This window comes from Priestia sp. P1_B12_1 (assembly GCF_056406695.1).
The window spans coordinates 1-14,558 of record NZ_JBFTZR010000003.1; the positions used below are offsets into that span (position 1 = coordinate 1).

At 37.5% G+C, this 14,558-nt stretch carries 15 protein-coding genes; 12 read left to right on the forward strand and 3 right to left on the reverse strand.

Annotated elements, in window-relative coordinates; all coding sequences use genetic code 11:
• Window positions 1-120: 120 nt before the first annotated feature.
• The 4 genes from AC1D0Y_RS10985 to AC1D0Y_RS11000 all read left to right on the forward strand — a co-directional run bounded on the left by AC1D0Y_RS10985 (window position 121) and on the right by AC1D0Y_RS11000 (window position 3,976).
• Window positions 121-1,356 (forward strand): tyrosine-type recombinase/integrase, encoded by a 1,236-nt coding sequence (locus AC1D0Y_RS10985; protein ID WP_477707573.1) that lies wholly within the window; start codon window positions 121-123, stop codon window positions 1,354-1,356.
• Window positions 1,343-2,314, forward strand: a complete 972-nt coding sequence (locus tag AC1D0Y_RS10990) for a tyrosine-type recombinase/integrase (RefSeq protein WP_182031260.1) — start codon at window positions 1,343-1,345, stop codon at window positions 2,312-2,314. The genes AC1D0Y_RS10985 and AC1D0Y_RS10990 overlap by 14 nt, the downstream gene beginning before the upstream one ends.
• Window positions 2,301-3,350, forward strand: coding sequence for a tyrosine-type recombinase/integrase (locus AC1D0Y_RS10995; protein WP_477707574.1), 1,050 nt, complete (start codon window positions 2,301-2,303; stop codon window positions 3,348-3,350). Before AC1D0Y_RS10990 ends, AC1D0Y_RS10995 begins: the two co-directional genes overlap by 14 nt.
• Before the next feature lie 92 nt (window positions 3,351-3,442).
• The gene (locus AC1D0Y_RS11000; protein WP_477707575.1) at window positions 3,443-3,976 is read left to right on the forward strand and encodes a hypothetical protein; all 534 of its coding nucleotides are present in this window, start codon (window positions 3,443-3,445) and stop codon (window positions 3,974-3,976) included.
• Window positions 3,977-4,068: 92 nt separating this feature from the next.
• On the opposite strand, the gene AC1D0Y_RS11005 is transcribed toward AC1D0Y_RS11000, so the two are convergent.
• A complete protein-coding gene (locus AC1D0Y_RS11005) occupies window positions 4,069-4,224 on the reverse strand; it encodes a hypothetical protein (RefSeq protein ID WP_477707576.1) in 156 nt (51 codons plus the stop codon).
• 198 nt (window positions 4,225-4,422) lie between these two features.
• Here AC1D0Y_RS11005 and AC1D0Y_RS11010 point away from each other — a divergent pair, with 198 nt between their 5' ends.
• The 3 genes from AC1D0Y_RS11010 (at window position 4,423) to AC1D0Y_RS11020 (ending at window position 6,170) form a co-directional block, all read left to right on the forward strand.
• Window positions 4,423-4,704 (forward strand): hypothetical protein, encoded by a 282-nt coding sequence (locus AC1D0Y_RS11010; RefSeq protein WP_060745548.1) that lies wholly within the window; start codon window positions 4,423-4,425, stop codon window positions 4,702-4,704.
• A gap of 245 nt (window positions 4,705-4,949) precedes the next feature.
• Window positions 4,950-5,381 carry an ASCH domain-containing protein gene (locus tag AC1D0Y_RS11015; protein WP_477707577.1) on the forward strand — a complete coding sequence of 144 codons (432 nt, stop codon included), beginning with the start codon at window positions 4,950-4,952 and terminating at the stop codon, window positions 5,379-5,381.
• A gap of 285 nt (window positions 5,382-5,666) precedes the next feature.
• Window positions 5,667-6,170, forward strand: coding sequence for a peroxiredoxin family protein (locus tag AC1D0Y_RS11020; RefSeq protein ID WP_060745550.1), 504 nt, complete (start codon window positions 5,667-5,669; stop codon window positions 6,168-6,170).
• A 651-nt stretch (window positions 6,171-6,821) separates the two neighbouring features.
• Here AC1D0Y_RS11020 and AC1D0Y_RS11025 read toward each other — a convergent pair.
• Window positions 6,822-7,052, reverse strand: a complete 231-nt coding sequence (locus tag AC1D0Y_RS11025) for an alpha/beta-type small acid-soluble spore protein (RefSeq protein ID WP_060745551.1) — start codon at window positions 7,050-7,052, stop codon at window positions 6,822-6,824.
• Between the two features lie 876 nt (window positions 7,053-7,928).
• Window positions 7,929-9,524: an alpha-amylase family glycosyl hydrolase gene (locus AC1D0Y_RS11030; RefSeq protein ID WP_477707578.1), complete on the reverse strand. Its 1,596-nt coding sequence runs from the start codon at window positions 9,522-9,524 to the stop codon at window positions 7,929-7,931.
• Window positions 9,525-9,917: 393 nt separating this feature from the next.
• On the opposite strand from AC1D0Y_RS11030, the gene pxpA reads away from it, so the two are divergent.
• From pxpA to AC1D0Y_RS11055, 5 genes are read left to right on the forward strand one after another with little or no spacing between them, the layout of a single operon-like run.
• Window positions 9,918-10,679, forward strand: a complete 762-nt coding sequence (gene pxpA / locus AC1D0Y_RS11035) for a 5-oxoprolinase subunit PxpA (RefSeq protein ID WP_028413248.1) — start codon at window positions 9,918-9,920, stop codon at window positions 10,677-10,679.
• A gap of 24 nt (window positions 10,680-10,703) precedes the next feature.
• On the forward strand, window positions 10,704-11,942 hold the full coding sequence (locus AC1D0Y_RS11040; RefSeq protein WP_033579076.1) for an NRAMP family divalent metal transporter: 1,239 nt from the start codon (window positions 10,704-10,706) through the stop codon (window positions 11,940-11,942).
• A 52-nt stretch (window positions 11,943-11,994) separates the two neighbouring features.
• Window positions 11,995-12,786 carry a putative hydro-lyase gene (locus tag AC1D0Y_RS11045; protein ID WP_033579075.1) on the forward strand — a complete coding sequence of 264 codons (792 nt, stop codon included), beginning with the start codon at window positions 11,995-11,997 and terminating at the stop codon, window positions 12,784-12,786.
• Window positions 12,787-12,803: 17 nt separating this feature from the next.
• A complete protein-coding gene (gene pxpB, locus AC1D0Y_RS11050; RefSeq protein ID WP_034266379.1) occupies window positions 12,804-13,559 on the forward strand; it encodes a 5-oxoprolinase subunit PxpB in 756 nt (251 codons plus the stop codon).
• Entirely contained in the window at window positions 13,556-14,551 is a 996-nt protein-coding gene (locus AC1D0Y_RS11055; protein WP_034266376.1) for a 5-oxoprolinase subunit C family protein, read from the forward strand. Before pxpB ends, AC1D0Y_RS11055 begins: the two co-directional genes overlap by 4 nt.
• The last annotated feature ends 7 nt before the right edge of the window (window positions 14,552-14,558 follow it).

Below are 14,558 nucleotides of genomic sequence, written 5' to 3' on the forward strand. Positions count from 1 at the left end.
CTTATCCCAACTATTTTTAAATCCAAACCTTTTTTCTGAATCGGTATAAGAGAAGATTCTTATGAATAAAAGGTTTGGATTTTGTTAATAATGTCTTCAGGTTAAAAGGAGGACATTATTATGAATGTAGAAAACTTGCAAAACACATATCCACAGCTCGTAGATTTCATGTATGCTGCGGGATATTCCAAAAACTATGTGCAAGTTGTTAAGCAAGTTCTGAAATTTATACTGTCTAAAAGCGAACAATGGCAGTCATATGATGAAATTTTGGATTATTACAAGAAAGCAGCAATTAGTGGTAAGGACTTTTCGAAGAAAAAGGCTATCCTAAACTTAATTGCTTCATTTGATTGCTATGGTGCTTTCCCTGGCGCAAAGAATAAAACAATTTATTTCCAAAAATCATCTTCGTATGACTATCTGAATCCTGAATTTAAAAGCCTTATAGATTATTACAATGCGAATGCAGATCAAGTACTAAAAAAAGAAACCACTATCCGTAATGAATGCTGGAATACCAGTTCATTTTTACTTGCACTCCAGAAAGCTGGATATAACTCATTAACAGAGATTACAGAGGATGCCATCTTGCATGTTCTTACAGATGATTCTGGTTACCCTGCTAAAAGCGCATCGTATGTGATGCAGATCATCGCAGTTTTTAGAGGTGCCATCAAATGGAGTCAAGAATGCCAGAGGATTCTTCTATGCATTCCGGTAATCAGAAAACTTAGAAAAAATATCCAGTATCTTGAGCCTCATGAAAGAACAAAAGTCAAAAGTGCTTTAAAGGATGTCGATAATACCTTAAGTCACCGAAATCGAGCAATTGGCTGTTTACTATACTTTACTGGAATTCGTTGCTGTGATATTTCCAATCTCACACTTTCTGACATTGACTGGGATAAGGATGAACTATTCATTGACCAGCAGAAAACAGATGTGCCATTGAAGTTGCCTATGACAGCTATAATAGGAAATGCTATTTACAATTACATTACCAAGGAAAGGAAAACATCTGATGAACCTTACATTTTTCTATCCTATAATTACCCTTATGGAAAGCTAAAACCAGGATCCATAGGCGTTATTGCAGATCAAATCTACAAAAATGCCGAAATCAGACAGAATCCAAACGATCGCAGAGGTGGGCATCTGTTCCGACATAACTTTGCAACATCTATGCTTGAAAATGGTGCACCAAGAGCTGTTATTAGCAGAATCTTGGGGCAYACTTCCCCAGCCTCCACTGAGGCTTATCTGTCTGCTGACATGATTCATCTGAAGGAATGTTCACTAAGCATAGAAGCATTTCCAGTGCGAGAGGGGGTATTCTGTAGTGAGCGAATTTAAATCTCCTCTAGCTGAACAGTTTGAAGCTTTTGTACGATTTAGGAAAGCTTGTATGAAATGGAATGATACTTCTTATGGAATGAATCTCCTTTTGTTTGATAAGCATTGCCTGCAGCACTTTCCAGAAGAAAAAGTTCTTACTCAGGACATGGTAGATTCCTGGTGTAATCAAAGAGAGTCAGAATCAAACAATGGCTGTATTTCTAGGATATATGCCATTGTCAGTCTTGTCAGATTTTTAAGGGAAAGGGGTCTAACGAATGCTAATGAACCTGTTATTCCCTCTGCTGAAAAGCGATTATATATTCCGCATCCGTTCACAAAAGAAGAGCTTCAGCTCTTCTTCAGGGCCTGTGACAGCTATAAGCCGTTTAACTTTCGTACTGCCAGTCACCTGAACATCAAATATACATTGCCTGTTTTTTTTAGGCTTCTCTATAGTACGGGGATGCGTACAACGGAAGCCAGAAAACTTCGACGGTGTAATGTGAATCTTGACACAGGTGTTATCAGCATTGTAAACACGAAAGGTTATGAGCAGCACTATGTCGTAATGCATGACAGCATGTTGGTACTGATGAAGACATACGATTTTGTTATAGAAGATTTATATCCAGGAAGAATGTATTTCTTCCCGAATGGACCGACTGGTTTTAGAAGTCGTACATGGGTTCAACATTATTTTAAGGTTATGTGGGAACAAGTTGAATCAACATACGCTACGGCTTATGAACTTCGTCATAATTATGCTATTGAGAATATCAATAAGCTAGTAGGTCATGGGATGTCATTTGAAGATAATCTCATTTACCTTAGCAAAAGCATGGGACACACTTCTGCCGATATCACCGTAAAGTATTATTACTCATTGGTTCCAGCTCTCTCGGAAGTCCTTTTGGAACAAACTGAAACAGGGTTTAATGAATTGATTCCGGAGGTGGACTATGAAGAAGGCTAATGTTGAAGCACGGGAATTGGCACAATACATCCATACCTTTTTAGACAACTATGCTCCTACACAAAAAACTACAAGCCAGCACACCCTAAAGTCCTATAATATTGCCCTAACACTCTACATCGGATTTTTATCAGATGTAAAATCTGTATCCCCAGAGAATCTTTCAGCAGGCTGTTTTGAACAACCTGTGATTGAGGAATGGCTCACTTGGCTGATGAAAAACAGAAACTGTAGTCCGGAAACTTGTAATCTTAGGTTATCTTCGTTACGAGTATTCTTAAAATTTCTTGGAAGCCGGGATATTAAATATCTATACTTATCTAATGATGCTACGAGAATCGAGTCCCGAAAAACGACAAAGAAAAATGTACAGGGAATGAGTCGTGAAGCAGTAAAGGCGCTTCTGGCAGTTCCTAATCCACAGACCAGAACAGGAAAAAGAGATATCACATTTATGGTTTTTTTATACGGAACTGCAGCACGATTGGATGAACTATTGGATATGAAAATATCTCAACTTCATTTAAATGACCAAAAGCCATATGCAATTATCATTGGAAAAGGTCGAAAAATACGGACTTTATACCTTCTGCCGAAAGCCGTAGCCCATGTGAAAAGCTATTTAAAAGAGTTTCATGGTAACAAGCCTACCCCAGATGACTATGTGTTTTACTCTAGAAACACTGGTAAAAATGGGAAGCTCACGCAACCAGCTATTGCCAAGATGTTAAAAAAACATGCTAAAGCAGCACATGAGATATGTGGTGATGTACCGTTAGGTCTCCATGCACATCAATTTCGCCATGCAAAAGCATCCCACTGGCTTGAAGACGGTATGAATATCGTACAGATTTCTTTTCTGCTCGGTCATTCCAATGTTCAGACTACAATGATTTATCTCGACATTACAACAGATGCAGAGTTAAAAGCCATGGCAACTTTGGAGGATGAGAATGACGCAAAGGTCTCGAAAAAGTGGAAATCTAATAGTAAAGATCTAAGCTCATTCTGCGGATTAAAGGCTCTAGCAAAGTAATAAACAAAATCCAAACCTTTTTATCATAAGAATCTTTTTTTATACCGATTCGAAAAAAAGGTTTGGATTTAAAAGTAGTTGGGATAAGTGAGTTGTCACATTGGACGAAAGGACAGACCTTTGAAGATAAAACCAAGCTTTTAAAAGAAGTTCATGAAACATCAGTTGGCTTTATTGAAACAATCGAAGATATTTTATTCAAAGAACGAGAAAAAAATCAGTCACCAGAAAAAAACAATGAAAAACAGCAGCAAGCAGAACCTCTTTCGCCTCAAAACGTACAAGAGAAAATGAAAGAAGGTTATGAGGACTATAAACAAAAACAGCAACAGGAATCCGCACAAAATGTAGATAGCATTTTAGAACGTGTCACAGCTGAAGAAAAATACTATTCAACCAAAACACAAGCAATCAAAAATGGATGGATAACAAAGGAGGAAGTCGTGAAACTTGAGCATCAGATTGATTCAACTATGACTAAAAACGAGAAGGGAGTTATGAATGGTCAAGTTCAGAAACAATCTCTTACTTTTCAAGACCGTATGGAAGTGGGCAGTCAAATGCAATTCCAAAAACGTACAGGCACCGTCAAAAAGGTAAAAGAAGAACAGGAACTCGAAAGGTAAAGTATAGCAAGAATATTTGACGGCACATCAGATAAATATTGTGTAAACAAAGAATAGTAAAAAGACGATGACCGATCGTCGTCCCAATAGAACTAGTTTTTATTTCCAGTGAACTTATTTTTAAAATAAAGGTAATCAACCTTGTGTTTAGTGGCCATCAACTGTGATGCAAGTATTGCTGTATAAATTGTTGTTAATAGTATCGATATAATTCCAATACCAACTAACGGGTTATTTTTATTACCCAAGTTTTCCCCCTCCTTATTCATAATTCGTAGATAAGGATATTTTCTGTAAAGAGATCAATTTTATACTGAAAAAAATGAAGTGATTTTAACCTGACAAAATTAAATTTAACAAGCAGATCCTGTTAATTCCTCTGCTTTTTCTTTTATAAATAATCCTTTATTTTACATTTAAAACCACATTAATTGGAGGAATAAACGATGAAGAAAATTACATCTCTTTCAATTGAAGAATTTAACAAGCTTATTTCCGATAAACGAGAACTCAAAAAGCTCATGAAACACCCCCAAAATGAAAAGATCGAAGCAGGTTGGGCCAATATTAGTGGTGAACAGTTGCAAGACATCCCTTTTGGTGCTGTTTACTTAACACAATCAGATATAGGGGAGGAAAAACCACAGGTTTTGCTTGTTTACACCGATGAAAGAGGGCAAAAACAAGCCTTGGAAGTGAAGCAACAGTTGATTTTTGAGAAGTCATGATGTGAATCCTGTTTTAGAGAAAGATCGAGAAACGCAGCTCAAAACAAGCTACCTTACGTTTTTACAAGCGCATGAAGAAGAAAAGCCTCAAGATATTGAATATATGATATTAATAATCACTGGTCATGACTCATACCTCATAAATTGGATCTCCGTGAACTGATATTCTGCCTTTTGCTCATAACATTCCTTTAAAGGGACACTCTATAATCAAAATAAATTTCTATAGGTTGGAGGCTGTCAGAATGAAGGTTTTATCAATGATCCAGCCGTGGGCAAGCCTTTTTGTCCTTAGAGAGGCAACATATGAAACAAGGTCATGGAGAACGAATTATCGAGGGCTACTTGCCATTCACACAAGTAAAAAAATAGATAAAGACGCCTCTAACCATATAGCCATAAAGTCGTTGCTTGGTAAGCACGGATACACACCAGAGAATCTTCCAACTGGCCAGATCATTGCTGTATGCAAACTTGTAGATTGTTTGAAGGTAACTGAAAACAATGAGACATGGGCCACTCTGGAGGATGGTCGAATCGTATCAGGGAATGACTATTTTATGGGTAACTTTATAGTGGGAGGTTATGCTTGGGTAGTTGAGGATATGCAGATGCTGGATGAATTTATTCCAGCAAAGGGAAAGCTAGGATTATGGGAGCATGTTTTAATTTTATAGGAGCTGATACATTGCACACGATGCGCTGAATCAGCTCCTTCAGAACCCACTTTTCACGCACAAAATCTTCTAGCTTCTTTATTTTTTCAGACATCCTACCGCTCCTTTATATATAAAATCCCACTCTGCATAGACTAATTTACCTAATCAACCTTAGTCTGTTGGAAAATGTAAGATAGCTTACATACTCTGTTACAAATCACTTAAAAAATAAAAAAGTAAATAACATTACATATTTCTTATCAAGAGGAAGGTAAAGTGAATTAAGATATTGGAGGTACCAAAATGACTCAATTAAAATTGAATGAAAACATCCCTAACTTTATTCTCCCTTCCACTACAGGTGAAACATTTTCATATGAGACTCATCAAAAAGAACATCAAAGCTGGCACTTAATTATTTTCTTCAGAGGAGCGTGGTGTCCAGTCTGTGTCCAAGATTTAAAAGACTTAGAAGAAAATAAGAGTTATTTTGAAAGTAAGAATGTGCATTTAATCACTATCTCTACGGATGAACTTGATAATTTAAAGAAAATGGCAGATGAAAACAACCTTTCATATCCTGTCTTATCAGATGAAAATTTAGAGGCTTTAAAAGCTTTTGACGTATTCTTTCATGGTGAAGACGCTCCATATGAAGACCATGGAGCTCACGGGGAACCTGCCTATTTCCTTGTAGATGAGAAAGGACGTCTTCTTTATCAACAAAAGCAAACAAGCCCTTTTGGTCGTCCTACAAGTACAGAGCTAAGAAAAATAGTACAATATATAAGTAAAAATCTTAAATAGTCTTTCCGGTACATTAAAGAGTCGGCATTTTGTGCTGACTCTTTACCTTTACGTACGGCAATGTAATATGTATTACAGAATGTTTTTGAATGATAAATTAATCTATAAATAATTACGAATGTAAGGAGGAAAAAGGTTCTATTTGTCGTCAGGTGGAGTAAATAGTCAAACTTTGATTTTTATAAATTAATTTATCTTTTTATTCCTTTATATAAAGGGTATTAATTTTATATTTTTGATTGAATATATCTTATTAAAAGCAAACTAAAGTTAAATACTTTTAAATTTTCTATTGAGTTATCATTAATATAACAATTTCTTAAAAGGGGAGTAGAAGATAGATTGGTATATAATAAGAAGGAAAACCCACAATTTTTCTATAGAGGATGTAATAGCTGAAACTACGCAGCATTACTCTTCAATAGTCACGGTCTACTTATCTGTCTATGAAAAGACCAAAAAAACTCTTAGAAAATACTCCATTTCCTTATTCGTTATTGTAGAAGATAAGCGTATCGGGTATAAAAGAAGGGATTTATCAAGTGTGAAGAGATGTTTTCTTAAAAACAATAAGGCTACCTACAAATGTAGGTAGCCAAAGCCATCAAGACCTATTTAATTATCTAACCTTTTATAACTCTTCACGAGTTATTAGCGAGAAGTTCCAGATTGTCCTGAAAAGCCACCAGCTAATTGTTGTTGAGCAGTTGCTACAAGGCGTTTTGTGATTTCTCCACCTACTGAACCATTCGCACGGGCTGTTGCATCAGCACCAAGGTTTACACCAAATTCGCTAGCGATCTCATATTTCAATTGATCAATTGCTTGCTCAGCACCACGTACTAATAATTGATTACGACTACCACTGTTGTTGTTTGACATGTTGATTCACCTCCTTGTATGCTTTTAAGATTCCTTTTGTTCAAAAAAAGAATACAAGGTAAATATTAGATGAATAATAAGATAGAATTCAGTGATAATAAACTTGTTGAAAGAAAAAAATTTCATCAAGAAATAACGAAATTCAGTGCTTTCATCTCTTTGTTGATTCAAAATTTATGTTTGCCATGTGTGAAAAGGAATATAACGACATCGTTATATTCCTTTTTCCTTAAAAGAAGGAACCTTAATTGCTCTAAATATTGAGAATAAGTATAACCAATGAGGACAAAAGGTTGTACACTGATAAAAATCCAGTGCTTTTTTCATACGTCTCTAATTAACATAGTACTTGTTCTCGGCACAAAAATAAGTAATGCACTATTTTTGAATGGATTATTTATTTCTTGTAGATCACTTCGTAACCAACATATATAACGAATAGAGCTATGAAGGTAATTCCTATTTCTATAAATGATCCGCAGATTATCCTTTCAACACATATTTCACTATTATTAACAGAGACTCCCATATCTAACACCCCTATACATAACAATGTTAGAACATATGTTTATCTATTTCGTTTTAGGTACCATAATGTAGTTTATCGGTACCTATTAAATAAATGAATTAAAAAAGGAAGAAAGATTTAACACACTATATATTATTAAAGTTTCACTGTTTACACTTGCTGACGAGAAATGCTGTATTTTTTACAACTTATATAAATCATGTAACTATTTCTAAAAGAGGGCGGCTGCGCGAGTATGACAGCAGTTGTAGCATAGAAGGAATAAAAAACTGTGTCGCTTTTTTATTCCTTCTGGGTAAAAAACACCTCTAAGTGATTACCTGGTAATCACTTAGAGGTGTTTTTAATTATTTTATCAAAACCGTGGCATTCGCCGGAATCACAAGCTGATTTTTGACTTTTTTTGCACCTTTTTCACTAGCAAAAATCAATTTACCTTTCGCTGCTACAGATACTTTTACAGGTTGATTTGAAATATTATGATACACACTAATGGAGTTGCCTTTATACGTACGGCTATAAGCAACAACTTCTTTACTGTCTACTGAAATAGATTGAAGCGTTCCTTTTACTAACTCTTCGTGCTGCTGACGCACGCGAATCATTTCACGATAATGATTTAACAAAGAGTCCTTTTGTTTGGTTTGTGCTTCTACAGACACGCCGTTGCCGCCTTTATTGTATACAGGTGTTTCCCAACTAGTTTGTCCAAGTCCGTTTCCTTCGTACCAGCGGAACGGTTCACGGATTAATTCATCAGGCTTTTCACCGGTCATGCCGATTTCTTCACCGTAATAAATATACGGATTTCCAGGAAGCGTAAGTAAGATAGAGGCAGCTGACTTTGCTTTATTGACATCTCCGCTTAACTCACTCATGACGCGATTTTGGTCATGATTGGTTAAGAAAATGCCGTCAATTTTATTTGGATTGTATGATTTGAACAGTTCATCTGTTGCCGCAGCTGCAGTAGCGATTCCTTGATCATTTCCTGCTTTTACAGAGCTGACAATTTTTCCTGCTAAATCAAAGTTAAATAGGGAATCAAGCGACTGATAATAAGGAGCTACTACTTCCGGCTGATCCCATACTTCACCCGTTAGATATACGTTAGGGTTTTCTTTTTTCATTGCATCTCTAAACTCATTCCACCACAGGAGATTTTTCTTAGCGCCTTCAGGTGTTTGACCTTTAAAGATATGGAGGGCAGCATCTAAGCGGAAGCCGTCAACGCCTTGCTTTAGCCAAAACTTTCCGACGTTAATCATTTCTTTTCTTACTTCAGGGTTATCGTAATTTAAGTCAGGCATTCCTTCCCAGAACGTTCCATAAAAATACTCTCCGTTTGGAGCTTTATGCCATACTTGCTGCCCCCAAGATCCTTTTTCATTCAAGTCGGTATCTTTATCAGCCCAAATATAGTAATCTCTGTACTTGCTGTTTTTATCTTTTAACGCAGCTTGAAACCAAGGGTGTTCACTGCTCGTATGATTCACAACGAGGTCCATAATAACTTTTACATCTCGTTTATCTGCTTCTTTCATTAGTTTGCGAAAATCTTGCAGATTTCCATACTGAGGATCAATGTTATAATAGTCCGTTACATCATATTTATGATAGCTAGGAGAAGGGTTGACCGGCATCATCCAAATCCCGTTTACTTGAAGATCATTCTTTGTATGAGAATTGCCATCATTTAAATAGTCCAGCTTTTGTGTAAGACCTTTTAAATCACCATGTCCATCTTTATTTGCATCGTAAAAAGAGTTTACATACACCTCATAAAATACACCGTTTTTATCTGCAGCTGGAGATTTACCTTTATGTACGGTTTCCGCGTGAACGTCTGTTGATAAGCTAGCAGCCAGCGGCAGTGTTAGAGCTAAAGCTGTCCATTTTTTCCCTTTCATCGTTTCATCCCCTTTTTTTGCAATCGTTTGCATAAATTGACTACAATTGAAATATAGCACCTCTTTGAAAACGATTACAACGAAAATTTTATTTTGATTATTTTGAACTAGTAATTATTCTGACAACCTAGTTATTTACTGTGTCCAATGGCATTAAGAAGCTGCATTATATTAAGGCTATAGATAGAAAATACAAATAAAATAAGGGAGTATTATCCAAATAAAAATAATGACTATGTCAAATATTCTGACAATGTTGTTGTTCAATTCATCATCTCGTGCTAAAATCCAAATATAACTGAAAAACGGTACTGAAGTTCCGAAAAACGGAACTTGAAGTATTGATGCAGATAATTCAGCTTGGATTTTATTTACTATCTGCAAATGATTACGCTTACAATGAAGTTTTTAAGGGGGAAGAACGAATTGAATAAAGTAGATTTAAACTGTGATTTAGGGGAAAGCTTTGGTGCTTATCGCATTGGCAATGATGAAGCCATTTTAGAACACGTGACGTCTGTGAACGTAGCCTGTGGATTTCATGCAGGGGATCCAAGCGTCATGAGAAAAACGGTAAAATTGGCCGCTGAAAAAAAAGTGCAAATTGGTGCTCATCCTGGTCTACAGGACCTTATCGGTTTTGGACGCAGAAACATCAATATTTCACCTCAGGAAGCCTACGATATCGTAGTCTATCAAATTGGTGCATTAAACGGTTTTTTGCAAGCAGAAGGGTTATCAATGCAGCATGTAAAACCTCACGGTGCACTATATAACATGGCTGCTAAAAATAAAGCGTTGTCTGAAGCAATAGCAAAAGCTGTTTACAACGTAAATCCTGAGCTGATTTTGTTTGGATTATCTGGAAGTGAGCTGATTCAAGCCGGTAACAGAATTGGTTTGAAAACGGCCAACGAAGTATTTGCAGACCGTACCTATCAGTTAGACGGTTCTCTTACGCCTCGTACAGAACCAAATGCTTTAATTGAAAATGACAACGAAGCTGTTTCTCAAGTTATTACAATGGTGAAAGAAGGGAAAGTCAAATCTCAGCAAGGCAAGGATGTAGAATTGCAGGCAGACACGATTTGTATTCACGGAGACGGGGCTCACGCACTTGAATTTGCTCGTCATGTCAACCGTTCTTTACAAGCATCAGAAGTGGTAGTTAAGGCTATTTCACAATAAAAACTACATACAATCAGGAGGAAGATGATATTGGAGCCAATAAAAAAATCAACACCTCAGCAAAAGCTTTCGGCTGCACCTAAAGTAAACTGGACGTTAATGCTTGGAGCCGCTTTTTTAATGGCCACATCGGCTATTGGACCAGGCTTTTTAACTCAAACTACCGTATTTACACAAAATTTAGCCGCAAGCTTCGGATTCGTTATTTTAATTTCAATTATTCTTGATATCTTTGCTCAAACCAACGTATGGAGGATTATTGCCGTTTCTGAAAAACGCGGACAAGAAATCGCCAATATGGTATTTCCCGGACTAGGATACGTGCTCGCTATTTTAATTGTAATTGGAGGACTTGCATTTAATATTGGAAATATTGCCGGTGCCGGTCTTGGATTAAATGCGATTACCGGTATTTCTCCAACAGCCGGAGCTGCAATTAGTGCAGTTATTGCCGTGCTAATCTTCGTTGTAAAAGAAGCTGGAAAAGCAATGGATCGCTTCACGCAAATTGCAGGTTTTGTCATGATTGGGCTAATGCTATATGTAGCAGCTACTACTTCACCTCCCGTTGGAGAAGCTGTAGTGAAATCTTTTAAACCTGATCAAATCGACATCATTGCGATCGTTACGCTTGTTGGAGGTACTGTTGGTGGTTATATTACCTTTGCAGGCGGACATCGTCTTTTAGATGCCGGGGTAAAAGGCATCGATTCTTTACCTCAAGTAACTAAAAGTTCTGTAACAGGAATTCTTATCACTTCCGTTATGCGAATCGCTTTGTTTTTAGCTGTACTTGGCGTTGTATCTAAAGGGTTACAAATTGACCCGGCCAATCCTCCAGCATCCGTGTTTCAGCTCGCAGCAGGAAACGTCGGTTATAAAATCTTTGGTATTGTCATGTGGTCTGCTGCTATTACGTCTGTAGTGGGAGCTGCTTATACATCCGTTTCGTTTATTCAAACGTTTAGTGAAAAACTTAATAAAAACTCAAACTGGATTATTATTGGATTTATTATTATTTCAACTCTGTCGTTTGTCTTAATTGGAAAACCTGTAAAAGTTCTTCTGTTAGTGGGAGCAATTAATGGATTAATTCTGCCAATCGCCCTTGGAACATTACTAGTTGCTGCATATAAAAAAAGCATCGTTGGTGAGTATAAGCATCCTTTATGGCTTACCATTTCTGGTGTACTTGTCGTTATTGTAATGGCTTTAATGGGCGGTTATACGTTAATGGATCAGCTTCCTCAATTATTTAAATAAAACAATGTGCCCGCACGCAAGTTGCGTGCGGGTAATGATGGGAGATAGAAACATGTCAAACCTTTCACAACTAACTCCAGCTGAACTTCGTCAGCAAATCCGTAACAACCAGCTTATTCACCCAACGGCAGGCATGGCAAACGGCTATGCTCAAGCTAATTTAGCTATTTTACCAAAGAAACAAGCCTTTGACTTTCTATTGTTCTGTCAGCGTAATCCTAAATCTTGTCCTCTTTTAGATGTAACGGACGTTGGATCTCCTGTTCCAAAGTTTGCGGCTCCGTCCGGAGATATTCGTACAGACATTCCGAAGTATCGAATCTATGAAAATGGGGAACTGGTAAAAGAAGTAACCGATATCAAAGACTATTGGACAGAAGATATGGTAGCTTTTCTCATCGGCTGCAGTTTTACATTTGAACACGCACTTTTAAACAACGGCATACCTGTTCGTCACATTGAAGAAAACTGTAATGTTCCTATGTATAAAACAAATATTTCATGCGCTGAAGCGGGAATATTCCACGGCTCGACGGTCGTTAGTATGCGTCCAATTCCTCAGCAAGACGTAGTGCGGGCAGCGCAAGTAACTTCACGTTTTCCAGCTGTGCACGGAGGACCTGTTCACATTGGAAACCCCGCTGCAATAGGTATTGAAGACCTTCACTCTCCGGATTTTGGCGATGCTGTTTCCGTCAAAGAAGGCGAAGTTCCCGTGTTCTGGGCTTGTGGCGTAACTCCTCAAGCTGTAGCAATGGAAACAAAACCTTCTATTATGATTACACATGCTCCTGGGCATATGTTTATCACAGATATTCGAGATGAAAAACTAGGTGTTTTATAAAAGAAAGAGGTGTAGATATGAATCAAACCGTAACAAAAGCGTCAGCTGTTATTTCTCCGCTTGGCGACTCAGCGCTTGTTATAACGTTTGGAGATAGTATTCAGTACGATATTCATAAACAAATCAAAACGTGTAAAGATTCAATAGAATTAAATCCTTTCCCTGGGTTTATTGAATGCGTGCCGGCATTTACGAACCTTACGATCTTTTATAACCCTCTTGAAGTGGTAGCAGCCGTGAAAAAGAAGGAGAAAAAAGAATTTGTGTCTCCTTTTGAAGTAGTGTCTTCTATCCTTCAAAGCAAATTAGAGAACGAACAGACAGAAAAAGAGTTAGACCATCGTACGGTTTCCATTCCAGTTTGCTACGGAGGAGAGTATGGACCTGATCTTGAATATGTCGCTCGTCACCATAACTTAACACCTGAAGAGGTAATAAGTATTCATTCTGAAGGCGAATACTTAGCGTACATGATTGGATTTGCTCCTGGATTTCCGTTTCTCGGAGGACTATCTGAAAAAATTGCTACGCCTCGCCGCTCGTCTCCTCGCACCTCTATTCCTGCAGGTTCGGTTGGTATTGCAGGAATGCAAACAGGAGTGTATCCTATTTCCACTCCCGGAGGATGGCAGCTAATTGGTCAAACGCCGATTAAACTGTTTTTGCCGGAGCAAAATCCTCCAAGTTTGCTGCAGGCTGGAGATATTGTAAAATTTGAGCCTATCTCTAAAGAAGAGTATCAAGAACTACAGGCAAAGGAGGGAGAAAAATGAGTATAAGAGTTAGTAAAGCCGGGTTATTGACAAGCATTCAAGATTTAGGAAGAAAAGGATTTCAGCAGCACGGTGTAATTGTAAGCGGTGCAATGGATTCTTATTCTCTTCGAATTGCTAATTTACTAGTTGGTAACGATGAAAAAGAAGCGGGACTTGAAGTTACGCTAATGGGGCCTACCCTTGAAATAGAAAGTGATTGTTTAGTAGCGATCACAGGTGGAGATTTAACTCCTTCGGTCAACGGAAAGCCAGTCCCGATGTGGAAACCTTTATTTATTCCAAAAGGAGGCACTTTATCATTTGGGCCTTGTAGAACTGGTTGTCGTTCCTATCTATCTGTAGCTGGAGGATTTTCTATTAATGAAGTGTTAAATAGTAAAAGCACGTATTTGAGGGGGGAAATTGGTGGCTATAAAGGAAGAGCATTACAAACAGACGACGTTTTACCTCTATCTGTTCCTGCTGCTTCAAAGCCTGCTTTTCTTTCCAATGAACTGATAAACGGAGTATATACTTCTTCATGGTCCGTAAATTATAAAGAATTTGTCCATTTTACAAAGAAACCAAGTGTCCGTGTTATGAATGGGGGTCAATTTGATTTATTTACAGCTGAAAGCCAAAGTCATTTTACTCAAGAACCCTTTAAAGTATCAAATCAATCAGATCGAATGGGCTATCGAATGGATGGACCTTCTCTTCAGCTTCAAGAAAAAAAAGAGCTATTGTCTGAAGCCGTCTCACAAGGTTCTGTTCAAGTCCCGCCAGATGGAAATCCCATTATCCTGTTAGCAGACCGTCAAACTACAGGAGGATATCCTAAAATCGCTCAAGTCATCACAGCGGATTTACCGCTTTTAGCTCAAGTAAAGCCCGGAGAATCCATCTATTTTTCTCACATTTCGCTTCATGAAGCAGAAAAAATCTATTTAGAAAAAGAACAGATGCTTCAAGAATTGAAGATTGCTATTAACCTTGCGTCAACTAAATAACACAAAA

Bases quoted from the DNA above. Each gene is read 5' to 3' on its own strand.
- AC1D0Y_RS11030 (WP_477707578.1), bottom strand. From the start codon at position 9,524: ATGCAAACGATTGCAAAAAAAGGGGATGAAACGATGAAAGGGAAAAAA.
- AC1D0Y_RS11025 (WP_060745551.1), bottom strand. From the start codon at position 7,052: ATGTCAAACAACAACAGTGGTAGTCGTAATCAATTATTAGTACGTGGT.
- AC1D0Y_RS11045 (WP_033579075.1), top strand. From the start codon at position 11,995: ATGTCAAACCTTTCACAACTAACTCCAGCTGAACTTCGTCAGCAAATC.
- AC1D0Y_RS11015 (WP_477707577.1), top strand. From the start codon at position 4,950: ATGAAGGTTTTATCAATGATCCAGCCGTGGGCAAGCCTTTTTGTCCTT.
- pxpB (WP_034266379.1), top strand. From the start codon at position 12,804: ATGAATCAAACCGTAACAAAAGCGTCAGCTGTTATTTCTCCGCTTGGC.
- AC1D0Y_RS11020 (WP_060745550.1), top strand. From the start codon at position 5,667: ATGACTCAATTAAAATTGAATGAAAACATCCCTAACTTTATTCTCCCT.
- AC1D0Y_RS10995 (WP_477707574.1), top strand. From the start codon at position 2,301: ATGAAGAAGGCTAATGTTGAAGCACGGGAATTGGCACAATACATCCAT.
- AC1D0Y_RS11040 (WP_033579076.1), top strand. From the start codon at position 10,704: ATGATATTGGAGCCAATAAAAAAATCAACACCTCAGCAAAAGCTTTCG.
- AC1D0Y_RS11055 (WP_034266376.1), top strand. From the start codon at position 13,556: ATGAGTATAAGAGTTAGTAAAGCCGGGTTATTGACAAGCATTCAAGAT.
- AC1D0Y_RS11010 (WP_060745548.1), top strand. From the start codon at position 4,423: ATGAAGAAAATTACATCTCTTTCAATTGAAGAATTTAACAAGCTTATT.